Source organism: Bradyrhizobium betae (assembly GCF_004123905.1).
Classification (GTDB): domain Bacteria; phylum Pseudomonadota; class Alphaproteobacteria; order Rhizobiales; family Xanthobacteraceae; genus Bradyrhizobium; species Bradyrhizobium betae_A.
In genome coordinates, this window is the sequence record NZ_MZXW01000016.1 from 1,107,345 (window position 1) to 1,128,225 (window position 20,881).

A 20,881-nucleotide genomic window follows, 5' to 3' on the forward strand; every position below is an offset into this window, starting at 1 on the left:
TTATACGCTGCCGCCGGCGATGTCGCGCCGGTTGAAGAAGCGAACGTCGATATTGCGGCCCTCAGGCGGCGGTGAGGCCAGGCGCGAGCGGAAGAAGGCGCGCTCGCCGGGTTGCAGCACGGTTTGTTCCAGCACGGAATTCCAAGCGTAGATCTCGGCTCCTTGCGCGTCGCGCACGGCAAAGCGCAAGCGCGGGATATCGAGCGGCTTCTTGCCCTGTCCGACGATCACGCCCTCGATGACCAGCACCTGCTTACCGTCCACGGTCTCGCTGGAGAGCTTGACGTCCTTGAAGGCCAGCCCGCGCAAATTCACGTCAAAGCCGACCATTTTGTAGAACGCCGCCGTCTGCGGCAGCAGCCGCACCATGTCGCCGCGCCAGACGACAAGGGCCAGCACCAGCGCGCCCATGGCAGCGCAGGCGGTCGGCAGGCCGAAATAGGATTTTCGCGGCGCCAGGGTGGGGACCTGACGTCTCACTCGTGCCCCGCGGCGGCTGCCGAACAGGCCACGGAACCAGGACTGGTGCTGCGCGCCGACGACCTCCTCTTCGGCCTCCCGGGCGGCGGCTGACCACTCGTCCTCGATCTCCTTGGCGTCCTCAGCCGGCCAGTCGCTGGCAATCGAGGGGCTGTCCACCACCGGTGTGTCGGCGTCGCCGTCGTCCTTGGCGTAGGAGTTCCACTCCGCGGCGAGATCGGATTGGTCGTCGCCCCGGCTGGCCGCGGCCATGGCCGGGACGGATGCCTCTTCGATGGCATCCTCGGCATGGGCGACCCAGGTCTCCTTGCAGCGCGAGCAGCGGACCGTCCGGCCGTTCGCCCCCAGGCTTGCAAGCTTGATGGCGTAGGATGTCGTACAATGGGGGCAGACGATATGCATGGGCGAGCCTTGATGCATGAACGAAGGTCTTGAACGATTTTTGGGCGAGTCGTGACGATGCCCTGCAGAACCGGGCGTCCAGAATGCTACAAGGCGACCGTTAACGAACCGGAAACCATAACGGTCGCAAAAACCGATGATCGCGTGTGGCGGGGTGCCGCGGCGCGGCCCCCTCTCGAACGGAGCTGAACTTGGTTCGGTTCGAAAATGTCGGATTGCGTTACGGTCTGGGGCCGGAGATCTTGCGCGATCTCAATTTCCAGATCCCGGCGCATTCGTTCCAGTTCCTCACCGGCCCGTCCGGCGCCGGCAAGACCTCCTTGCTGCGCCTGTTGTTCTTGTCGCACCGGCCGACGCGCGGTCTGGTCAATCTGTTCGGCCACGACATCTCGCAACTCGGCAAGGACGAGATCGCCGATTTGCGCAAGCGCATCGGCATCGTGCTCCAGGATTTCCGCCTGCTCGACCACATGACAACCTACGAGAACGTCGCGCTGCCGTTCCGCGTCATGGGTCGCAGCGAGTCGAGCTACCGCAAGGAGGTCATCGATCTCCTGCGCTGGGTGGGGCTCGGCGAGCGTATGGACGCGCTGCCGCCGATCCTGTCGGGCGGGGAGAAGCAGCGCGCCGCGATCGCGCGCGCGGTGATCTCGCGGCCGCAGCTTCTGCTCGCGGACGAGCCGACCGGCAGCGTCGATCCGACGCTCGGCCGCCGCCTGCTGCGGCTCTTCATCGAGCTCAACAAATCCGGCACCGCCGTCATCATCGCCACCCACGACATCGGCCTGATGGACCAGTACGAGGCGCGGCGGCTGGTGCTGCATCAGGGACGGTTGCACGTCTATGAATAGGACCGACGAGCGCGGGGTGCTGGTCGACCTCGGACAGGAGCGTCCGCAGCTCCCCGCGCGGGCGCGCAACATGTCGCCGATCGTGCCGCGCGCCTCGATTCACGGCCGCGCGCTGGTCGCCGTCGTCGCCATCATGACCTTCCTGGCGTCGATGACGACGGGCACGGTGCTGCTGGTCAGCGCGTCCGCCGCGGAATGGCAGTCGGACGTCGCCAGCGAAATCACGATCCAGGTCCGCCCGCAAACCGGCCGCGATCTCGACCGCGACACCGTGGCGGTGACCGAAGCGATGCGCGCGCAGGCCGGCATTGTCGAGGTCAAGCCGTTCAGCAAGGATGAGAGCGGCAAGCTGCTCGAGCCCTGGCTCGGCACTGGATTGTCGATGGACGATCTGCCGGTGCCGCGCATGATCATCGCGCGCGTCCAGCCGGGTACGGCGCTCGACCTCGGCGCCCTGCGCGCCCGCGTGACGCAAGCGGCGCCGAGTGCCAGCGTCGACGATCACCGCGCATGGATCGAGCGCATGCGCTCGATGACGAACGCCACGGTGCTTGCCGGTCTCGGCATCCTCGCGCTCGTCATCATCGCGACTATCATCTCGGTCTCGTTCGCGACGCGCGGCGCCATGGCGGCGAACCGTCCGATCGTCGAGGTCCTGCACTTCGTCGGCGCCGGTGACCGCTATATCGCCAACCGCTTTCTGCGGCATTTCCTGCGATTGGGTCTCGAAGGCGGCGTGATCGGCGGCGGCGCTGCCATGCTGGTGTTCGGCTTCTCCGAGTCGATCGCCGACTGGTTTTCCGGCACGCCCGTCGGTGACCAGTTCGCAGCCTTGCTCGGCACCTTCTCGCTGCGGCCGTCCGGCTACATCGTGCTCGCGGTGCAGGCGGTGCTGATCGGCGCCATCACCGCGGTGGCCTCGCGCCAGACACTGTTCGCGACGCTGAATGATGTCGACTAGGTCCGATAAACCAGACTCCACTTCGCCTCAAAACGTCCTAAAATCATCCGGGGAAGGGATCACCGACATCACATGACCTCGCCGACCGCCGATCGATCGCCGAAACTGCCGCGCGGCTGGCTGCGTGCGGCATTGGTGTCGACGATCGCGCTCGCCTTCGTCGGTGCGGCGGCCGGCTTCATCGCGTTCCTCACGCAATTGCGCGGCGCCGAGATCGCACCTAGCCGCAAGGCTGATGGCATCGTGGTCCTGACCGGAGGTTCCTCGCGGGTGTCGGACGCGATGGAGCTTTTGGCGGCCGGCTACGGCAGGCGGCTCCTGATCTCAGGCGTGCATCCGACCTCGACGGCGAGCGACATCTCCCGGACCCTGCCGGAAAACCAGACCTTCATGACGTGCTGCGTCGACCTCGATCGCACCGCGCTCTCGACCCGTGGCAATGCGGCGGAGGCGCGGCGCTGGGCCGGGGGCCGCGGCTTCAAGTCGCTGATCGTGGTCACCTCGAACTATCACATGCCGCGCGCGCTGGTGGAATTCTCGCACGCAATGCCGGAGACGACGCTGATCCCGTTTGCCGTGGTCGGGGACAAATGGCGTGAGGAGCCGTGGTGGACCTCGGCCTCCACCTTGCGCTTGCTGTTGTCTGAATATGTCAAGTACATCGCGGCCGAGCTCAGGGTGCGGCTGGAGGATTTCGGGATTGACCTTTCGCCCGAGATGTCGGAGCAGCCTGCAGGCCTGACGCCGAAGCGGCCCGCCACCGCACAGGCCAATTGATCGGATCGTCGATGTTCTTGATTTTCCTGCGCTCGCTTGTGTTCAACGTGCTGTTCTACACCGTGCTGGTGTGCCTTGCGATCGTGGCGTTGCCGACCTTCGCATTGCCGCCGCGCGCGATGCTGACGGTCGCGCAATGGTGGGCGAAGGCGACGCTGGTCCTGATGCGCGTGGTCTGCAACATCAAGGTGGAATTCCGCGGTGTCGAGAAGATTCCGCAGGGGCCGCTGGTGATCGTGGCAAAGCACCAGTCGTTCTGGGAGACCTTCGTGCTGCCGGGTTTCTTCAATCGCCCGATCTTCATCCTGAAGCGTCAGCTGATGCAGATCCCTGTGTTCGGCCAGTTCCTGGTCAAGACCGGGATGATCGCAATCGACCGCAATGCCGGCGTGAAGGCGCTCTTGGACATGACGCGACGGGCGCGCGAGGCGGTGCGCAGCGGAAAGCAGCTTGTGATCTTTCCGGAAGGCACGCGCCGGGCGCCGGGCGCCGAGCCCGACTACAAGACCGGCTTTGCGCAGATTTATTCGACCTGCGGCGCGCAGTGCTTGCCGATCGCGCTCAATTCCGGGCTGTTCTGGCCACGCCGCACCTTCATGCGCTATCCCGGTACGCTGGTGGTGGAATTCCTCGATCCGCTGCCATCGGGGCTGCCGAAGGACGAGTTTCTCTCTCGTGTGCAAACCGCCATCGAAGACGCGACCGGCCGCCTCGTCGAAGCGGGCCGGAAACAGCAGGAGCAGCTGATCGGCTCGTCGCCGAGCTACGCGCCGTCGGAGAGCTAGCGGTTCTCTTGATCTTCTTCGGGAGCCGGCGCGTGCGCATCACCATGAAGCATGGTCGCGAGTTGATGCAGTTGCGTATCGCGAAAGCCTTCGGCTTCGATCGCCTTCACCGTAGCCGTCACGTAGTCGCGGTTGGCGCCCGACTGGCCGTGCCCCTGGAGCACATGGCGGTGCTGGTCGGCGAGCGACAGCCGGCCGGCATATTGCACGTGGCCGCGGTCGACGACATAGGCGAGCGCGGAGACGCGCTGTCGCGCATCGTTCTCCAGCCACACGGAACGCATCACCTCGCGATAGACCGAGGTGACCTGCTCGCGCGCGCGCAAATAGGCGACGACGTCGGCGCGGTCCTTCTCGGCGACGCGGAAGGCGATGCCGCGGCAGGCACCGCCTCGATCGAGCCCGAGCACCAGGCCCGGCTTCTCCGGCGTGCCGCGATGGACGAAGGAATAGACGCAGAGCGCGCGATGCTCGCCGACCAGCCGCGCCGGGACGCGTTCGCTGAATTCGAAGCCCGGCCGCCACATCAGCGAGCCGTAGCCGAACACCCAGAGGTCGCCCTTGGCTGTGGTGACGGAAGGAAGGGTGATTTCGGACATTTCGGGCACGGCTACCAGAACCGGGCCCCCAAGCGAAGCGAATTCTCCGCCTTTCGGCGCGGCCGAACCTCGCTTACATTTGACAAAATCTGGGGTCAAAGGGTCGCCGCATGTCCGATATGACCGTTGCCGCAGGCCGGCGCTCCCGTTGGGGCCTTTTCATCGCACCCGTTCTCCTCCTGATCCTCGCGGTCGCGTGGAGCTGTTTCTGGTTCTATGCCGCCTCGCAGGCCGAAGTGGCCGCCGATGCCTGGCGCGCGCAGGAGGCCAAATCCGGCCGCATCTATGACTGTGCCAAGCGCTCGATTGCCGGCTTCCCGTTCCGCTTCGAGGTCCAGTGCTCCGGCGCCAGTGTTGCCCTGGTGTCGCAGAATGCCAGCAAGACGCCGTTCACGGCCAAGCTCGACAACATCCTGGTCGTCGCGCAGGTCTATGATCCCAAGCTCGTCATCGCCGAATTCTCCGCGCCCGCGACGCTGACCGATGGCGTCACCCAAAACACTTTTGTGGTGAAGTGGAGCAAGGGTCGCAGCAGCGTGGTCGGGCTGCCGGCCGTGCCGGATCGGGCTTCCATCGTGTTCGACGATCCCGTCATCAACCGTCTCGATGGCAGCGTGCAGGTGCCGCTCGCGCGCGCCAAGCAGGTCGAGCTGCATGGCCGCCTCGCCGATGGATCGCCGGCCGATCATCCCGTGATCGAGACTGTGGCCCACATCGCGCAGGGCAGCATCCAGGGCGTTCATCCCTTGCTCGCCGAGCCGTTCGAAGCCGATACGCGCGCCAAGATCACCGGCCTCTCCGACCTCACGCCAAAACCCTGGCCGCAGCGCTTCCGCGAGATCCAGGCCGCCGGCGGTCACATCGAGATCGTGCAGTCGCGCATTCAGCAGGGCGAGATGATCGCGGTCGCGGCCGGTACGCTCGGCCTCTCGGCCAATGGCCGATTGGACGGCGAATTGCAGATGACGGTGACGGGGCTCGAGCGCGTGATCCCGGCGCTCGGCATCGAGAAGATGCTGGAGGAGGGCGTGCCGCAGGCAACGCTCGATCGTGTCGCACCCGGCGTGAAGTCGCAGGACCTCAACAATCTGTTCGGCGCGCTCGATCGCGCCGTCCCCGGCCTCGGCAAGGTCATCAAGCAGAACGCCAATGCCGGCGTTGCCGCCGGCATCAATTCGATCGGCACCGAGAGCACGCTGGAAGGCAAGAAGGCCCGCAGCTTCCCGCTGAAGTTTGTTGATGGCGCCGTGCTGCTCGGCCCGGTCAAGGTCGGGCAGATTCCGCCGTTGTACTAGGTCGTGTATTCGTAAACCAATGGGCGGACGGTTTGGTTCGCCTGACGCGTTCGAAGCCGTGAACAGATCGCTTCTGGAAGCGCATCTTGTTGGCGCCAGTTTCGCAACCTGCGAGGTTCCTCTCCGGCGTCGGGCGAGGAGTACGTCGGCGGGCGTCTGGACAGGTCGCGCTCTGCCGCCCTATTGAAGACCGACTGACGGGTCTAAGGTGCCACCCAAATTATTGGGGGTTCGGGGGAAACAATGCACGCGTTGAATTGTCTCGTTGCAGCGTCGCTGCTCGTCGCATCGCTTCAGACCGCAACTGCAAAGGATGGCGAACATTGGGTGGTGTCCTGGACGGGCGCGGTCCAGGGCCCGTACCCCGTCGGCAATCCGTCTGCCCAGCCCGAACAGAAATTCGCGTTTCCCGAGCCTGCGACCGGTGCGCGGGACCAGACCTTTCGCCTGATCGTGCGGCCGGATATCTGGGGCCGTCGGGCCCGCATCCGGCTCAGCAACGCCTTCGGCACCAAACCCGTCACGTTTGACGGCGTTTACGTCGGCCTGCAATCAGGCAGTGCCGCGTTGATCCACGGCTCCAACACCCCGGTTACGTTCGCCGGTACGGCTTCCGTTACGGTGTCGCCGGGGAATTCGGTCTGGAGCGATGCGATCGCGCTGCCGTTTGCAAAGCGGCCTGACGACCTCGCCGGCCGCCGGCTTGCGGTCAGTTTTCATGTCGCCGGCCAGAGCGGTCCGATGACCTGGCACGCCAAAGCGCTGACCACCTCCTATGTCGGTGCGCCCGACGCAGGCGCCAAGGGCGCCCTCGAAGACGAGGCTTCCTTCCCCTATGCGACCGCGTCGTGGTTCTTCCTCGATGCGATCGAGATGACTGCGCCTGCCGACGCCTTCGCCATCATGGCGTTTGGGGACTCGATTACCGACGGGACCGCCTCGACCATGAATGGCGACGATCGCTGGCCCAACGTGTTGTCGCGTCGCCTGAAGGCGGTCTACGGCAACAAGGTCGCTGTCGTGAATGGCGGCATCGGTGGCAACCAAATCGCAGGCCCCGCCGAATACGGTCCCGACAAACCGTACGCGGGCGGCCCCGCTTCAGGCCAGCGGCTCGATCGCGACGTGCTGTCGCTATCCGGCATATCGAGCCTGATCTGGCTGGAAGGCATCAACGATTTCAGCAAGAACGGCAATTTCACGGCCGACCAGGTCATCGCCGCGATGAAGGACGGCGTTGCGAGGCTACGTGCGAAATGGCCGCAAGCCCGAATCATTGGCGCCACCGTCGTTTCGGCATTGGGCAGCACCAGCGCGGCACACGGTTTCCCCGAACAGGATGACAAGCGCAAGGCGCTCAACGCATTCATCCGTACCTCGGGGACATTCGACGGTGTGATCGATTTCGATCGCGCGACGCTCGATCCGACCTCAGGTGGCCTTAAGCCGGAGTTCATCCCCGAAAGCACCACCGGCGGCGCCGGCGACAAGCTTCACCCCAACCGCACCGGATATCTGGCGATGGGACAGGCAATCGACCTCGATCTGTTCAAGCCGGACAAAATTGGTCGCAGCGCGAAACAGTAGGGCGAATTCAAAGCCACCTCTCTCCGTTTGTCACCCTCGGCTGTCCTAGCTCGCTCCATGCCGGGTACGAGCTGAACTCACGCGCCCTTCGCCGGATCGTGATTGCCCGCCGGGAATGCGGAGCTACGATCTCCGCTCTCTCTCCATGTCGGCCGCACGATGATGCGGTCCGCCCAGGCAGGAGAGTTAACATGACCAGGTTGAAACTGTTCGTTGCCGCCGTCGCCGTCTCGGCGGCGTTCGCGACGCCGGCGCTCGCGCAGTGGCAGTGGCAAATGCAGGAGCCAGCCGCTTACGCCTCGATGTATCCGAATGGCGATCGCAGCTTCGCAAGCGCCGCAACGCGGGACACGATGGCGTTGGTCCCCTCGCCGAAATCACCGCGTTCCACGGTGCTGCGCGCGACCAAGAGCAAATAACCGCCGTCCACCGCTTGCGCGCCCGCGGAGTTGGGCCCGGTCATGCCCCGGCCGGGCCCAATGCGCGTTGCCTTGGCGTGACCTTGGACAAGGGCGCCAATCGCGCCCGCGGATCGGCAAAGCCGCAAAGATATTCCGAACAGGATCGTCAGGAAAACGTGATGCAGAAGATGCACCTCGCCGCGAATAACCGCAGCCGCATTCAAATCACTCCACACCAGGGAAGCATGCAAGCGCCGGGGTCGGCGCGACGAATCGAACCTGCTTCCCGAGTGGAGGGAGATTCAAGTGCGGATCATCAATTACGGACTGATGCTGGGCATGCTCGCTGCCTGTTCAGGGCAGGCGCGTGCCGACGACAATGTCACAACCGAAATCCAGTCGCTGAAGGCGAAGCTGAAGGAGCTGCAGCAGCGCGTGGACCAGGAGGCGCGCAAGACACGGCAGGTTGAAGCGCAGGCGAAGGCGGCTCCGATGCCCGCAACCTACAAGGCTCTTCCTGTCGATCCCTGCGCGGTCGGCAAGGTCTGCTACAAAGGCATCACGCTGACATTCGGCGGCTGGGTCGATCTCACCGGCATCTACCGCTCGCGCAATCTCGCTTCCGATACCGGATCAATCTACAACTTCATCCCCTACCCGCAGAGCCGGAATTACTATTTTCCGGAGACGCGGTTCTCCGCGCGCCAGAGCCGGTTCTCGGTACTGGCCGAGGGCAATGTCGATGCCGACACGCATCTCGCCGGCTATGGCGAGATCGATTTCGAAGGCGCGGCGCAGACCGCGAATTCGGTCACGACCAATTCGTTCAATCCACGCATGCGGCAGCTCAGCCTGGAGGTGGACCGGACCGATCTCGGCCTTCACTTCCTCGCGGGTCAGTCGTGGTCGCTCAACACGCCGATGAAGGCCGGAATCGATCCGCGCGGCATCGATGCGCCGGGCGTGATCGATTTCGAGCTCGTTCCCGGATTCCTCGCCGCGCGGCAGCCGGGCCTTCGTGTCTGGCAGGACATCGGATCCGAGTTCAAGCTCGCTGCATCGGTCGAGAACGCGCAGACCTCGTTTTTCGGCGGCAACGTGCCGACGGTCGGCACGCCCGCTGTCGGGCCGCAGGGCGTGTTGAACCCGAACCTCCAGGTCAATCTGACCGGGCCGGGCGGCAGCTTCTTCAACAACCTCAACAATGTCAGCCTGAACCAGGTGCCCGACGTCACGGTGAAGGCGGCGTGGGACCCGCGGCTCGGGCCATACAAGCTGCACGTCGAAGCGTGGGGCCTCTATCGCCAGCTGTTCGATCGCTTCAACAACGCCAACCACAGCTACGACACCGGAAGCTTTGGCGGGCACATTTTTGCCGAGCTGATTCCGAAGACGCTCGATCTTCAGCTCTATGGCGCGCGCGGCGTGCTCGGCCGTTTCACGGCCTCGCCTTTCCCCGACGCCACGGTGGCGCAGGATGGCACGATCCTGCCGTTGACGATGACGGCGGCGGCGGTCGGCCTGATCTGGCACGCGACGCCGAGCCTCGATGTCTACTCCTATGCAGGCCTGGAAAGGGCCAAGGCGGCGTTTGCCAATGTCGGGACGGTGCCCTTCGGCTACGGCAATCCGCTCTACAACAACACCGGCTGCTTCACCGAGAACTCACCGGCGGCGACCTGCAACGGCAATACCAAGGAGGTCCGGCAAGTCACGGCCGGAATCTACGACACGATCTACCAGGGCAAATACGGCACGCTCAAAGCCGGCGTGCAGTATTCCTACACGCAGCGGCTCGCCTTCGACGGCGTCGGCGGTGCGCCGAAGACGGACGACAACATCGTCATGACCCAGGTCCGTTACTATCCATTCTAACTCGCGAGAGGATCGTAGCCCGGATGGAGCGAAACCCAGTCCGGGCTACGTCGTCGGCTTACGGCTTGTTGCCGAGCTGCCCATGCTGACGGCCGAAATCGGCGGCCGCCGAATCCTGCCCGATCTCGACGATGCCGCGACGGATGGCGCGGGTGCGGGTGAAATGGTCGAACAGCGCCTCGCCATCGCCGCGGCGGATCGCGCGGGTGAGCTTTGCCAGATCCTCGGTGAAGGTGCCGAGCATCTCCAGCACGGCCTCCTTGTTGGCGAGGAAGACGTCGCGCCACATCGTCGGGTCGGACGCCGCGATGCGGGTGAAATCGCGAAAGCCGCCGGCGGAGAATTTGATCACCTCGGACTCCGTCACCTGTTGCAGCTCGTCGGCGGTGCCGACGATGGTGTAGGCGATCAGATGCGGCAGATGGCTGGTGATCGCGAGCACGAGATCATGATGATCCGGCGTCATCACCTCGACCTTGGCGCCCATCGCTGCCCAGAAGGCGCGCAAGCGATCGGTGGCGGCCGCATCGACGCCTTCCGGCGGCGTCAGGATGGACCAGCGATTGATGAAGAGCTCGGCGAAGCCGGAATCAGGTCCCGAATGCTCGGTGCCTGCGACCGGATGCGCCGGCACGAAATGAACATTCTTCGGCAGATGCGGCGCCATGTCCCTGACGATCGCGCCCTTGACCGAGCCGACGTCGGAGACGATTGCACCGGGCTTCAAGTGCGGCGCGATCTCTTGTGCCACCGGTCCGCAAGCGCCGACGGGAATGCAGAGGATGACGAGGTCGGCATCCTTCACCGCTTCCGCATTGGTCGCCACGACCTGGTCGACGATGCCGAGCTCCATCACCCGCGCGCGGGTCTTCTCCGAGCGCGCAGTCGTGACGATCTCGGAGGCCAGGCCCTGGAGCTTCGCGGCGCGCGCGATCGAGCCGCCGATCAGGCCGAAGCCGATCAGCGCGACGCGCTGGAAGTGCGGGTTCACGCTCATTTGCCGGCCACGAAGTCGCGCAAGCCCTCGACGACGAGGCGATTGGCCTCCTCGGTGCCGATGGTCATGCGCAGCGAATGCGGCAGGCCGTAGTTCTTCAAGCCGCGCAGCACTAGGCCGCGCCTGGTGAGGAACGCGTCGGCATCGTCCGAGGTCTTGCCCTTGTCGGTCGGGAAATGGATCAGCACGAAATTGCCGACGCTCGGCGTGACCTTGAGGCCGAGCTTGGTGATCTCCTCGATCAGCCAGTTGCGCCAGGTTTCGGTGAACTGCTTCGACATCGCCTGATGCGCGGTGTCCTCGATCGCGGCGACCGCGGCATACATCGCCGGTGTCGACACGTTGAACGGACCGCGGATGCGGTTGACGGCGTCGATGATGTGCTCGGGGCCGAACATCCAGCCGATGCGCAGCGCGGCGAGGCCGTGGATCTTGGAGAAGGTGTGCGTCACCACGGTATTCTCGGTGGTGGCGACCAGCTCTATTCCCATTTCATAGTCGTTACGCGAAACGTAGTCGGCATAGGCGGCGTCGAGCACCAGCAGCACGTGCGAGGGCAGGCCGGCGCGCAGGCGCTTGACCTCGTCGAACGGCACATAGGTGCCGGTCGGGTTGTTGGGGTTGGCGAGCCAGACCAGCTTTGTGCGCGGCGTCACCGCCTTCAGGATGGCGTCGACATCCGCGGTCAGGTCCTTCTCGGCGGCAACCACGTTCTTCGCGCCCACCGCCATGGTCGCGATCGGGTAGACCAGGAAGCCGTGGGTGGTGGAGATCGCTTCGTCACCATGGCTGAGATAGGTGTGGGCGAGCAGATTGAGGATCTCGTCCGAGCCGGCGCCGCAGATGATGCGGTTGGGATCGAGCCCGAAAGAGCGGCCGATCGCTTCGCGCAGCACGCGCGAGGTTCCTTCCGGATAATCTTCCAGATGCGTCGCCACGTTCTTGAAGGCCTCGATCGCCTTGGGCGAGGGCCCGAACGGCGTCTCGTTGGCCGAGAGCTTGAACACCTTGCGGCCGGGCTCGGCGACCGGGCTCTTGCCGGGCGTGTAGGGCGCAATATCGAGAATGCCGGGGTTCGGCACGGGGCGGGACATCTTCAACTCCGGATAGGCTAAGGTGGTTCGCGATCTACGATTTCGGCCCGGTCGGGGGCACCGTATAGCGCGTTGCGTGGCTGCCGACGAGGGCCGTGGAGCGCACCGAGGCCCCCGCTTCGATCAGGGCAGCCTTGATTTTGTCGATGCTGCTCGCGCTCGTGACCGAGACCAGCAGCGCCGCGCCGTCGAAGGCGGTATCGGGCACCGCCACGATCTCGGCGAGTGGCGATAGCGCCCGCGCGATCTCGGCATTCCACCCGGACACGCGCACGCTGAAGGTCTCGACCTCCGTCACCAGCGCGCTGTCGGCGACGCGCGAGACCGCGAACACGGGCAGCGCGGCCGGATGGTCGGCACGCTCGACGAAGGGCAGCCGCGCGATGATTTTCGGCGCGCCGGCGGCTTCCAGCTCCAGCCACCACGGCGTGCGGCTCGAGGTCGCCGAGACCAGCGCCAGATCGCCCTTGGATTTCGCCACCGCCTCGACCGCCGCCTGCGCGCTGAAATGCGCGACGTAAGGCACGGTGAAACCAAAATGGAAGCGCGCGGAATCGCGCATCGCCGGCTCGCTCACCGAGATGTCGGCATGCACGGAGAACGGCGCCTGGACATAGGTGAAGGTCGAGATGATGACGCGCCAGATGCTCTCGACCGTGTCGAGCGGCAGGATGCCGCGATGGCGCTGCACGATGTCGCGCATCATCGAGGCCTCGCGCGCCGGGCGGAACGCCGAGCCGACCTCCTGGGTCTGCTTCACCTGGATCAGGCGGTCGATGATGTCGCCGCGCTGCATCAACAGGCGATGCATGCCCTCGTCGATCGCGTCGATCTCCTTGCGCAATTCCTGGAGCGATGGTGGCGCGGGCGGTCGTTGGGACATATCTGACTTGGTCGGTTGAGAGGCTGCGGGGAATGTCCTGATTAGGCAGTCAGGGCGGTGAAAGCAAAGAGAAATGACGGCCTTTTAGGCCGAGGTTACAGGGACGAATTTGGCTCATCCGGGCCGCGACTTGACGAAAACCGCCCAAGATAGTAAAGTTTTGCCTGTTCCGTGGTCATTTGAGCCGGCCGGCTTGCAGCCACGTTAAAAAACTCGCTAAACAGGCCGGGGACGTTTTCGATCCCGGCCGAACCTATCGTTCAGGCCGGGTTTTTTATGGCCTGATGTCACTGCGATCTGAAGTCCGATCGCAAATGAGGTCGATGGTCAGATGGTTGGCGTCAAGTCTGTGCCGAGTCCCGCGATCAGTGCCGACGACCGGTCGCATGAGGTGGATCATCCGAGTTCGCAGGTCGCGCAGTTCGGCGCGGACCAGCCGCTACGGCTCGATTGCGGCGTCGATCTCTCCCCGTTCCAGATCGCCTATCAGACCTATGGCGAGCTCAACGCCGATCGCTCCAACGCCATCCTGATCTGCCATGCGCTGACCGGCGACCAGCACGTCGCCAATGAGCATCCCGTCACCGGCAAGTCCGGCTGGTGGGACACCCTCGTCGGCCCCGGCCGGCCGCTTGATCCCCGGCACTACTTCGTCATCTGCTCCAACGTGATCGGCGGCTGCATGGGCTCGACCGGGCCCGCGTCGATCAATCCCGCCACCGGCAAGGTGTGGGGCCTGGATTTCCCCGTCATCACCATCCCCGACATGGTCCGCGCGCAGGCGATGCTGATCGACCGGCTCGGCATCGACACGCTGTTCGCGGTCGTCGGCGGCTCGATGGGCGGCATGCAGGTGCTGCAATGGACCGCGGCCTATCCCAAGCGCGTGTACTCCGCCCTCGCAATCGCCTGCTCGACGCGGCACTCGGCGCAGAACATCGCCTTCCACGAGCTCGGCCGCCAGGCCGTGATGGCCGATCCCGACTGGCACAATGGCGCCTATGCCGATCAGGGCATCCATCCGCATCGCGGCCTCGCAGTCGCGCGCATGGCCGCGCACATCACCTATCTGTCGGACGCGGCGCTGCATCGCAAGTTCGGCCGGCGCATGCAGGACCGCGAGTTGCCGACCTTCTCGTTCGACGCCGATTTCCAGGTCGAGTCCTATCTGCGTTATCAGGGCTCCTCCTTCGTCGAGCGGTTCGACGCCAATTCCTATCTCTATCTGACCCGCGCGATGGACTATTTCGACATCGCCGGCGACCATGGCGGCGTACTCGCGAAAGCGTTCGCGGACATTGAGACCCGCTTCTGCGTGGTCTCCTTCACCAGCGACTGGCTGTTCCCGACCTCGGAATCGCGCGCGCTGGTGCATGCGCTGAATGCGTCGAGCGCACGGGTGTCGTTTGCCGAGATCGAGACCGATCGCGGCCACGACGCCTTCCTGCTCGACGTGCCCGAATTCCTCGACATCTCCCGCGCCTTCCTGCAATCGGCCGGCAAGGCGCGCGGGCTCACCGGCAAGGAGGGCTAGCGATGTCCGTACAGGAAGTGCTGCCGCTGGGTGGCCTCACTGCGGAGCAGCCCGGCCCGTTTCGCGCCGACCATCTGCTGGTCGCCGAGATGGTCAAGCCGGGCTCAAAAGTGCTCGACGTCGGCTGCGGCGACGGCGATCTGCTCCAGCTACTGGAGACGCGCGGCGTCGACGGCCGCGGCATCGAGCTGTCGCGCGAGGGCGTCAACCGCTGCGTCGCCAAGGGCCTTGCTGTGGTGCAGGGTGATGCCGACACCGACCTCGTCAACTATCCCGATGACGCCTTCGACTACGTGATCCTGTCGCAGACGCTGCAGGCGACGCGGCAGCCGAAGGTGGTGCTGGAGAATCTTTTACGCATTGGCCGCCGTGCCATCGTCTCGTTCCCGAATTTCGGCTTCTGGCGGATGCGGCTCCAGCTCCTGATCGGCGGCCACATGCCGCGCACCGACAATCTGCCGGCGACCTGGTACGACACCGCCAACATCCATTTCTGCACCATCAAGGATTTCGTCGAGCTCTGCGACGCCATCGGCGTCAAGATGGAGCGCGCCGAAGCGCTCGACCTCTATGGCCGTCCGCTGCGGCTCCGCTTGCCATGGTGGGTGTGGAATATGTTCGGCGAGCAGGGCGTGTTTTTGCTCACGCGCGGCGGCAAGAAATAGCCCCTCGTCATTGCGAGGAGCTCTTGCGACGAAGCAATCCAGACTGTTTCCGCGGCGGCAGCCTGGATTGCTTCGCTGCGCTCGCAATGACGGAGTGTGTGGCGGCGCCTTTGTTCTAATGTCCCGACAGCGAGCGCGGATCCCGCGCCGGCCATCGCCCCGCCTCCACCAGCGTCACGAACCGCTCTACGCTCTCGTTGAACAGCGCGGGCTCCTCGAGGTTGAGCACGTGGCCTGACTTCGGAAACATCGCGAGCCCTGCAGCCGGCAGGTGCTTCTTCAAAAACAGGCTCGCCCCGATACATGGATCATCCTCATCGCCGCAGATGATCAGCGCCGGTGTTGCCACCTTCGCGATCGCATCCGTCAGCGTGTAGATCGAGGGCCGCCCGCCCTGAAAACCGCGCATCGTGTTGGCCGAGCCCTTGGCATCATGCCGCGCCAGTGCGGCGTAGAAATCGGCGTGGCCGCGCGGGTCTTTCACCAGGAACGGAATCCGGCTCGGCGCCTCGCGCGTGACTTTTGCGACTTCAGCCGCGCCGAGGGTCTCGAACTGCTCGGCATTGGCGCGGCACTGCTTGCGCCAGTCGTCGAGGTTCTCGATCTCCGAGCCCGATCCGACGCCGGCCAGCGTCATCGACAGCGCACGCTGCGGTGCATTCAATCCGATCTGGAGCGACGAGTAAGCGCCCATCGAGAGACCCACGAGATGCGCGCGTTCGATCCTGAGATGATCGAGCACCGCGAGCGAATCGGCGTAGAAATGCTTGTAGGTGTAGACCTCGCCATCAGGCACATCCGACGGCGTGTAGCCGCGCGCGGAATAAGTGATGCAGCGGTGCCCGCGCGAGAAGTAGCGCATCTGCGGCTCCCAATTGGTGAAGTCGGCCGCGAACTCGTGCAGGAAAATTATCGGCGTTCCCTGGCCCGCTTCCTCGAAATAGATGCGGACGTCGTCCCTGGTCGTGGCGTGGGGCATTAACTGTTTCCCTCTCTTCAAGCCGCCTTTGCAGAATTGCAGTTAATGTTGTTGTCCGCAATGCGGCGGCATCAGGCGAGCATCGGCGCAAAATCATCGCAGCTATTCGCGGACGCGGCGTCTTTTTCTCGCCACATCCGGCGGCTTAACGGCCTGATCGATGTCGGCCGCGCACGGGCCGATCGGGAAGTGGGGTGTCAACGAAGGATGAAGAATGTTTGAGTTGTTTGCGTCTCGCCTGTCGCGTTGTGTTGTCGCGCTGGCGGTTTTCTTCGCGGCGGTTGCCGTGTTCGTTTCTCCGGCCTCAGCGCGGCCGCATCATCGTCATAGCGCAGAGCGGCACGCTTACGTGCACCATGCCAGACATCATCATTATCGCCACCATGCACGCAGCTCGCGCTTCGAGCGCAGCGCGGCGCAGTTGCAGGCGAACGGTTTTTCCGACACCCAGGCCAGCTACGATCCGAACGCCAACGCCAACGCCAACGCCGGCGGCGCGAGCATGAGCGGTGGCTTCGGTGGCGGATCGGGCCTCGTGTCCGAAGCGCGTCGTTACGTCGGCGGCAATCCGACCGGTCGCGGCAGCCTGTGGTGCGCGCGCTTTATGAACATGGTGCTGGAGCATACCGGCCATAAGGGCTCCGGATCGGACATGGCGAGCTCGTTCGCGCGCTACGGCACGCGCGTCTCCGGTCCGCAGGTCGGCGCCATCGCGGTGATGTCGCGAGGCCGCGGCGGCGGCCATGTCGGCATCATCACCGGCGTCGACGCGCAGGGCAATCCGATCATGATCTCCGGCAACAACGGCAACCGCGTCCGCGAGGCGCCGGTCTCGCGCGGCCGGATCTATGCGTATGTGATGCCGAATTAACATCCGTCATGGCAAGGAGCCCGCGACAAAATTGCGTAGCAATTTTGCGCTGGTGCGACGAAGCAATCCAGACTGTTTCCGAGGATGCATTCCTGGATTGCTTCGCTGCGCTCGCAATGACGGAGTGTGTTGAGCCGGCGTCGGCTCACACCAATCTCGGCTCTTCCACCACAACCGCATCCCCCACGCCGATCTCGCCGTCGGCGATGACCTCGGCATAGATACCGCAATCCATGTGGCCGAGATTGCGCGAGAGCGTCGGCGGTATATCGAGATCGCGCACGGCCGTCACCGGATCGACATTTGTGGCCGGGCAGCGGACGATGCGCTTGACCACTTTCAGCCGGGCCTGCCCGATCGCGAGGATCTTGCCGACGAGGTCGAGCTCCGACCAGGCCGGCCATCCCTTCACGTAGAGATTGCCGCGGAAGCGCAGGGGATGCACGGCGGTGCCACCGAGCATGGTCTCGATGGCGCGGACGCTGTCGAGATTGATGATGGACACGACCTTGCGGGCGACATCGGAAAAGCTGTGGTCCCGGCCGGACAGCACTTTTGGCGGGCCCTTCAGCTCGGGCTGAAAGTTTTCGCTGAAATAGCCTTCGATGGCGGCGCGCCCGGCGGCGGTCTCGAGGTCGCCGCTGGCGACGATCTGGCCGTCCTTGCGGATGGTCAGGTGATTGGTCGCGTCCTCGAACCGGCTGTCGAGGGACGCCAGCCGCTCATTGCGCGCCAGCATCAGGAACTGGATTTTCGGTTTCCACTCGGGCGCATCAGGATCGAACCCGCTCGGGCCGTTCTCGATGGCGTAGCGGCGGTCAGCGGGGAGGGTCTGGCCGGTTCGCAAGGGGACGCGGGCGAGGTGCTCCGGCGTCAGGCCCTTGATCGGGTAGCGGTAAAGGCCGGTGATCTCGGCGGTCTGGCTGGCTGTCATGGCCGCTACTTAGGGGATTCGACCGGCCCGCGCCAAGCCGGCCATTCCGCGCACGAAATTGTGAACGCGCCTCTTCCGATCCAGGGGCTCGCTTCCCACATCTGGATCAGGCCGGCGCCAGCGCCGGCTGATAACGACCGCTGCTGCTTGAGGAACGTCAACGCAGCCAGCGGAAACCCAATGAAGATGCCGTTTGGAGTGCCTTAGAGGGCTCGAGGGGCAGGCCGAGGGAAAGAAAAGACATGAACATCGACAAATATACCGAACGCTCCAGGGGCTTCGTCCAGTCCGCGCAGTCGCTTGCGGTGCGCGAGGGGCACCAGCAGTTTTCGACCCTGCACGTCCTGAAGGTGCTGCTGGACGACAATGAGGGGCTGGCTGCCGGCCTGATCGACCGCGCTGGCGGCAATTCTCGCGCAATTCTGAAGGCGACCGAAGAGGCCCTCAACAAGGTGCCGAAGGTCAGTGGCGGCGGCGCAGGCCAGATCTATCTCGCACCCGAACTCGCCCGCACCTTCGACGCCGCCGAAAAGGCCGGCGAGAAGGCTGGCGACAGCTTTGTCACCGTCGAGCGGCTGCTGCTTGGCCTCACGCTGGAGAAGACCAGCGAGGCTGGCGCGATCCTCGCCAAGGGCGGCGTCACCCCGCAAAATCTGAACGCCGCGATCGAGGCGCTGCGCAAGGGCCGCACCGCGGACTCCGCGACCGCCGAGAACGCCTATGACGCGCTGAAGAAATATGCCCGCGACCTGACCCAGGCTGCGCGCGACGGCAAGCTCGACCCGGTGATCGGCCGCGACGAGGAGATCCGCCGCACCATCCAGGTGCTGTCGCGCCGGACCAAGAACAATCCCGTCCTGATCGGTGAGCCCGGCGTCGGCAAGACCGCCATCGCCGAAGGCCTCGCGCTGCGCATCGTCAACGGTGACGTGCCCGAGAGCCTCAAGGACAAGAAGCTGCTGTCGCTCGACCTCGGCTCGTTAATTGCGGGTGCGAAATACCGCGGCGAGTTCGAGGAGCGGTTGAAGGCCGTGCTCCAGGAAGTGACCGGGAGCGACGGTAATTTCATCCTGTTCATCGACGAGATGCACACGCTGATCGGCGCCGGCAAGGGCGACGGCGCGATGGACGCGTCCAATTTGCTCAAGCCCGCGCTGGCACGCGGCGAGCTGCACTGCATCGGCGCGACCACGCTCGATGAATACCGCAAGCACGTCGAGAAGGATGCGGCGCTGGCGCGGCGCTTCCAGCCGATCTTCGTCAGCGAGCCCACGGTCGAGGACACCATCTCGATCCTGCGCGGCCTGAAGGACAAGTACGAGCAGCACCACGGCGTGCGGATCACCGATTCCGCGCTGGTCGCCGCCACGACGCTGTCCAACCGCTACATCACCGACCGCTTCCTGCCCGACAAGGCGATCGACCTCATGGACGAAGCGGCTGCGCGGCTGAAGATGCAGGTCGATTCCAAGCCGGAGGAGCTGGATTCGCTCGACCGCGAGATCATCAGGCTCAAGATCGAGCAGGAAGCGCTCAAGAAGGAAAGCGATCTCGGCTCCAAGTCTCGTCTCGAGACGCTCCAGAAGGAGCTGGCCGAGCTTGAGGAGAAATCTGCGGCGCTGACGGCACGCTGGAGCGCGGAGAAGAACAAGCTCTCCGACGCCCAGAAGCTGAAGTCCGAGCTCGACGCGCTGCGCGTCGACCTCGCCGATGCGCAGCGGCGCGGCGAATTCCAGAAGGCCGGTGAGCTCGCCTATGGCCGGATCCCGCAGCTCGAGAAGCAGCTCGCCGACATCGAAGCACGAGAGAACTCCGGCGAGATGATGGAGGAGGCCGTGACCGCCAACCACATCGCGCAGGTGGTCTCGCGCTGGACCGGCGTGCCCGTGGACAAGATGCTGGAGGGCGAGAAGGAAAAGCTCCTCAAGATGGAGGAGCAGCTCGGACAGCGCGTCGTCGGCCAGGCCGAGGCCGTGCGTGCGGTCGCGACCGCCGTGCGCCGATCACGCGCGGGTCTGCAGGACCCGCACCGGCCGACCGGCTCGTTCATGTTCCTGGGGCCGACCGGCGTCGGCAAGACCGAGCTGACCAAGGCCCTCGCGGAATATCTGTTCAACGACGAGACCGCAATGGTCCGCCTCGACATGTCCGAATACATGGAGAAGCATTCGGTCTCGCGGCTGATCGGCGCGCCTCCGGGCTATGTCGGCTATGACGAGGGTGGCGCGCTCACCGAAGCGGTGCGGCGCCGGCCCTATCAGGTGGTGCTGTTCGACGAGATCGAAAAAGCGCATCCGGACGTCTTCAACGTCCTGTTGCAGGTGCTCGACGACGGTCGCCTGACCGATGGTCAGGGCCGCACCGTCGATTTCCGCAATACGCTGATCATCATGACCTCGAACCTCGGTTCGGAGTATTTGGTGAATCAACCCGAAGGCGAAGACACCTCAGCCGTGCGTGAGCAGGTGATGGGAATGGTGCGGGGACATTTCCGCCCCGAATTCCTCAACCGTGTCGACGAGATCATCCTGTTCCACCGCTTGCAGCGGAGCGAGATGGGCCGGATCGTCGAGATCCAGTTCGCGCGGCTCCAGAAGCTGCTGGCCGATCGCAAGATCACGCTGACGCTCGACGCTGCCGGCCGCGACTGGCTCGCCGCCAAGGGCTGGGATCCCGCCTACGGCGCACGGCCGCTGAAGCGGGTGGTCCAGCGCTACGTCCAGGATCCGCTCGCCGAGATGATCCTGGCCGGCGACATCAGGGACGGGGATACGGTCGTGATCTCGTCCGAAGGCAACGTGCTGACCTTCAACGGCAAGGCGCCGCAGACCGCGGAAATCGCCCAGTTCGAGGCGCCGGTGTCGAAGCGCAAGCTGAACTGAGCGTAGGCGCTGCCTGAAACAACAAGCCG

At 64.7% G+C, this 20,881-nt stretch carries 19 protein-coding genes and 1 riboswitch; of the genes, 12 read left to right on the top strand and 7 right to left on the bottom strand.

The window, feature by feature from the left end; all coding sequences use genetic code 11:
* Positions 1 to 882, bottom strand: a complete 882-nt coding sequence (locus tag B5V03_RS15560; protein ID WP_164988017.1) for an MJ0042-type zinc finger domain-containing protein — start codon at positions 880 to 882, stop codon at positions 1 to 3.
* A 191-nt stretch (positions 883 to 1,073) separates the two neighbouring features.
* Between B5V03_RS15560 and ftsE the strand changes: the two genes are divergently transcribed.
* The 4 genes from ftsE (at position 1,074) to B5V03_RS15580 (ending at position 4,256) form a co-directional block, all read left to right on the top strand.
* Positions 1,074 to 1,733 carry a cell division ATP-binding protein FtsE gene (ftsE, locus tag B5V03_RS15565; RefSeq protein WP_027544305.1) on the top strand — a complete coding sequence of 220 codons (660 nt, stop codon included), beginning with the start codon at positions 1,074 to 1,076 and terminating at the stop codon, positions 1,731 to 1,733.
* Positions 1,726 to 2,694, top strand: a complete 969-nt coding sequence (locus tag B5V03_RS15570; RefSeq protein ID WP_129271145.1) for a cell division protein FtsX — start codon at positions 1,726 to 1,728, stop codon at positions 2,692 to 2,694. The genes ftsE and B5V03_RS15570 overlap by 8 nt, the downstream gene beginning before the upstream one ends.
* 72 nt (positions 2,695 to 2,766) lie before the next feature.
* A complete protein-coding gene (locus tag B5V03_RS15575) occupies positions 2,767 to 3,471 on the top strand; it encodes a YdcF family protein (protein WP_129271146.1) in 705 nt (234 codons plus the stop codon).
* Between the two features lie 11 nt (positions 3,472 to 3,482).
* Positions 3,483 to 4,256 carry a lysophospholipid acyltransferase family protein gene (locus B5V03_RS15580; RefSeq protein WP_129271147.1) on the top strand — a complete coding sequence of 258 codons (774 nt, stop codon included), beginning with the start codon at positions 3,483 to 3,485 and terminating at the stop codon, positions 4,254 to 4,256.
* Here B5V03_RS15580 and B5V03_RS15585 read toward each other — a convergent pair.
* Positions 4,253 to 4,855: a gamma-glutamylcyclotransferase gene (locus B5V03_RS15585; protein WP_164988018.1), complete on the bottom strand. Its 603-nt coding sequence runs from the start codon at positions 4,853 to 4,855 to the stop codon at positions 4,253 to 4,255. The two genes, B5V03_RS15580 and B5V03_RS15585, sit on opposite strands and share 4 nt — an antisense overlap.
* Positions 4,856 to 4,965: 110 nt before the next feature.
* Between B5V03_RS15585 and B5V03_RS15590 the strand changes: the two genes are divergently transcribed.
* The 4 genes from B5V03_RS15590 to B5V03_RS15605 all read left to right on the top strand — a co-directional run bounded on the left by B5V03_RS15590 (position 4,966) and on the right by B5V03_RS15605 (position 10,013).
* Positions 4,966 to 6,150, top strand: coding sequence for a DUF2125 domain-containing protein (locus B5V03_RS15590; protein ID WP_129271149.1), 1,185 nt, complete (start codon positions 4,966 to 4,968; stop codon positions 6,148 to 6,150).
* A 243-nt stretch (positions 6,151 to 6,393) separates the two neighbouring features.
* On the top strand, positions 6,394 to 7,737 hold the full coding sequence (locus B5V03_RS15595) for a GDSL-type esterase/lipase family protein (protein ID WP_129271150.1): 1,344 nt from the start codon (positions 6,394 to 6,396) through the stop codon (positions 7,735 to 7,737).
* Between the two features lie 191 nt (positions 7,738 to 7,928).
* Positions 7,929 to 8,156 (top strand): hypothetical protein, encoded by a 228-nt coding sequence (locus tag B5V03_RS15600; RefSeq protein ID WP_129271151.1) that lies wholly within the window; start codon positions 7,929 to 7,931, stop codon positions 8,154 to 8,156.
* Positions 8,157 to 8,444: 288 nt separating this feature from the next.
* Entirely contained in the window at positions 8,445 to 10,013 is a 1,569-nt protein-coding gene (locus B5V03_RS15605; RefSeq protein WP_206736149.1) for a hypothetical protein, read from the top strand.
* Between the two features lie 58 nt (positions 10,014 to 10,071).
* Here the strand turns inward: B5V03_RS15605 and B5V03_RS15610 are convergent, their stop codons facing one another.
* From B5V03_RS15610 to B5V03_RS15620, 3 genes are read right to left on the bottom strand one after another with little or no spacing between them, the layout of a single operon-like run.
* The gene (locus B5V03_RS15610; RefSeq protein WP_129271152.1) at positions 10,072 to 11,010 is read right to left on the bottom strand and encodes a prephenate/arogenate dehydrogenase family protein; all 939 of its coding nucleotides are present in this window, start codon (positions 11,008 to 11,010) and stop codon (positions 10,072 to 10,074) included.
* On the bottom strand, positions 11,007 to 12,104 hold the full coding sequence (gene hisC, locus B5V03_RS15615; protein WP_129271153.1) for a histidinol-phosphate transaminase: 1,098 nt from the start codon (positions 12,102 to 12,104) through the stop codon (positions 11,007 to 11,009). The genes B5V03_RS15610 and hisC overlap by 4 nt, the downstream gene beginning before the upstream one ends.
* Before the next feature lie 34 nt (positions 12,105 to 12,138).
* Positions 12,139 to 12,987: a chorismate mutase gene (locus tag B5V03_RS15620; RefSeq protein ID WP_129271154.1), complete on the bottom strand. Its 849-nt coding sequence runs from the start codon at positions 12,985 to 12,987 to the stop codon at positions 12,139 to 12,141.
* A 161-nt stretch (positions 12,988 to 13,148) separates the two neighbouring features.
* A riboswitch (SAM riboswitch) is annotated at positions 13,149 to 13,228 on the top strand.
* 90 nt (positions 13,229 to 13,318) lie between these two features.
* On the opposite strand from B5V03_RS15620, the gene metX reads away from it, so the two are divergent.
* Positions 13,319 to 14,521, top strand: a complete 1,203-nt coding sequence (gene metX, locus B5V03_RS15625) for a homoserine O-acetyltransferase MetX (protein WP_129271155.1) — start codon at positions 13,319 to 13,321, stop codon at positions 14,519 to 14,521.
* A 2-nt stretch (positions 14,522 to 14,523) separates the two neighbouring features.
* Complete coding sequence (gene metW / locus B5V03_RS15630) at positions 14,524 to 15,186, top strand: methionine biosynthesis protein MetW (protein WP_129271156.1); 663 nt, start codon at positions 14,524 to 14,526, stop codon at positions 15,184 to 15,186.
* Positions 15,187 to 15,301: 115 nt separating this feature from the next.
* On the opposite strand, the gene B5V03_RS15640 is transcribed toward metW, so the two are convergent.
* Complete coding sequence (locus tag B5V03_RS15640; RefSeq protein ID WP_129271158.1) at positions 15,302 to 16,165, bottom strand: alpha/beta fold hydrolase; 864 nt, start codon at positions 16,163 to 16,165, stop codon at positions 15,302 to 15,304.
* A gap of 214 nt (positions 16,166 to 16,379) precedes the next feature.
* Between B5V03_RS15640 and B5V03_RS15645 the strand changes: the two genes are divergently transcribed.
* On the top strand, positions 16,380 to 17,036 hold the full coding sequence (locus tag B5V03_RS15645) for a TIGR02594 family protein (RefSeq protein ID WP_129271159.1): 657 nt from the start codon (positions 16,380 to 16,382) through the stop codon (positions 17,034 to 17,036).
* A gap of 145 nt (positions 17,037 to 17,181) precedes the next feature.
* On the opposite strand, the gene B5V03_RS15650 is transcribed toward B5V03_RS15645, so the two are convergent.
* Positions 17,182 to 17,970 (bottom strand): MOSC domain-containing protein, encoded by a 789-nt coding sequence (locus B5V03_RS15650; protein ID WP_129271160.1) that lies wholly within the window; start codon positions 17,968 to 17,970, stop codon positions 17,182 to 17,184.
* A 242-nt stretch (positions 17,971 to 18,212) separates the two neighbouring features.
* On the opposite strand from B5V03_RS15650, the gene clpB reads away from it, so the two are divergent.
* Positions 18,213 to 20,852, top strand: coding sequence for an ATP-dependent chaperone ClpB (clpB, locus tag B5V03_RS15655; protein ID WP_129271161.1), 2,640 nt, complete (start codon positions 18,213 to 18,215; stop codon positions 20,850 to 20,852).
* Positions 20,853 to 20,881: the final 29 nt, after the last annotated feature.

Coding starts and splice junctions, on each gene's coding strand:
- B5V03_RS15560 (WP_164988017.1), bottom strand. CDS start 882: ATGCATATCGTCTGCCCCCATTGTACGACATCCTACGCCATCAAGCTT.
- B5V03_RS15570 (WP_129271145.1), top strand. CDS start 1,726: ATGAATAGGACCGACGAGCGCGGGGTGCTGGTCGACCTCGGACAGGAG.
- B5V03_RS15575 (WP_129271146.1), top strand. CDS start 2,767: ATGACCTCGCCGACCGCCGATCGATCGCCGAAACTGCCGCGCGGCTGG.
- B5V03_RS15580 (WP_129271147.1), top strand. CDS start 3,483: ATGTTCTTGATTTTCCTGCGCTCGCTTGTGTTCAACGTGCTGTTCTAC.
- B5V03_RS15585 (WP_164988018.1), bottom strand. CDS start 4,855: ATGTCCGAAATCACCCTTCCTTCCGTCACCACAGCCAAGGGCGACCTC.
- B5V03_RS15590 (WP_129271149.1), top strand. CDS start 4,966: ATGTCCGATATGACCGTTGCCGCAGGCCGGCGCTCCCGTTGGGGCCTT.
- B5V03_RS15595 (WP_129271150.1), top strand. CDS start 6,394: ATGCACGCGTTGAATTGTCTCGTTGCAGCGTCGCTGCTCGTCGCATCG.
- B5V03_RS15600 (WP_129271151.1), top strand. CDS start 7,929: ATGACCAGGTTGAAACTGTTCGTTGCCGCCGTCGCCGTCTCGGCGGCG.
- B5V03_RS15610 (WP_129271152.1), bottom strand. CDS start 11,010: ATGAGCGTGAACCCGCACTTCCAGCGCGTCGCGCTGATCGGCTTCGGC.
- hisC (WP_129271153.1), bottom strand. CDS start 12,104: ATGTCCCGCCCCGTGCCGAACCCCGGCATTCTCGATATTGCGCCCTAC.
- B5V03_RS15620 (WP_129271154.1), bottom strand. CDS start 12,987: ATGTCCCAACGACCGCCCGCGCCACCATCGCTCCAGGAATTGCGCAAG.
- metX (WP_129271155.1), top strand. CDS start 13,319: ATGGTTGGCGTCAAGTCTGTGCCGAGTCCCGCGATCAGTGCCGACGAC.
- metW (WP_129271156.1), top strand. CDS start 14,524: ATGTCCGTACAGGAAGTGCTGCCGCTGGGTGGCCTCACTGCGGAGCAG.
- B5V03_RS15640 (WP_129271158.1), bottom strand. CDS start 16,165: ATGCCCCACGCCACGACCAGGGACGACGTCCGCATCTATTTCGAGGAA.
- B5V03_RS15645 (WP_129271159.1), top strand. CDS start 16,380: ATGTTTGAGTTGTTTGCGTCTCGCCTGTCGCGTTGTGTTGTCGCGCTG.
- B5V03_RS15650 (WP_129271160.1), bottom strand. CDS start 17,970: ATGACAGCCAGCCAGACCGCCGAGATCACCGGCCTTTACCGCTACCCG.
- clpB (WP_129271161.1), top strand. CDS start 18,213: ATGAACATCGACAAATATACCGAACGCTCCAGGGGCTTCGTCCAGTCC.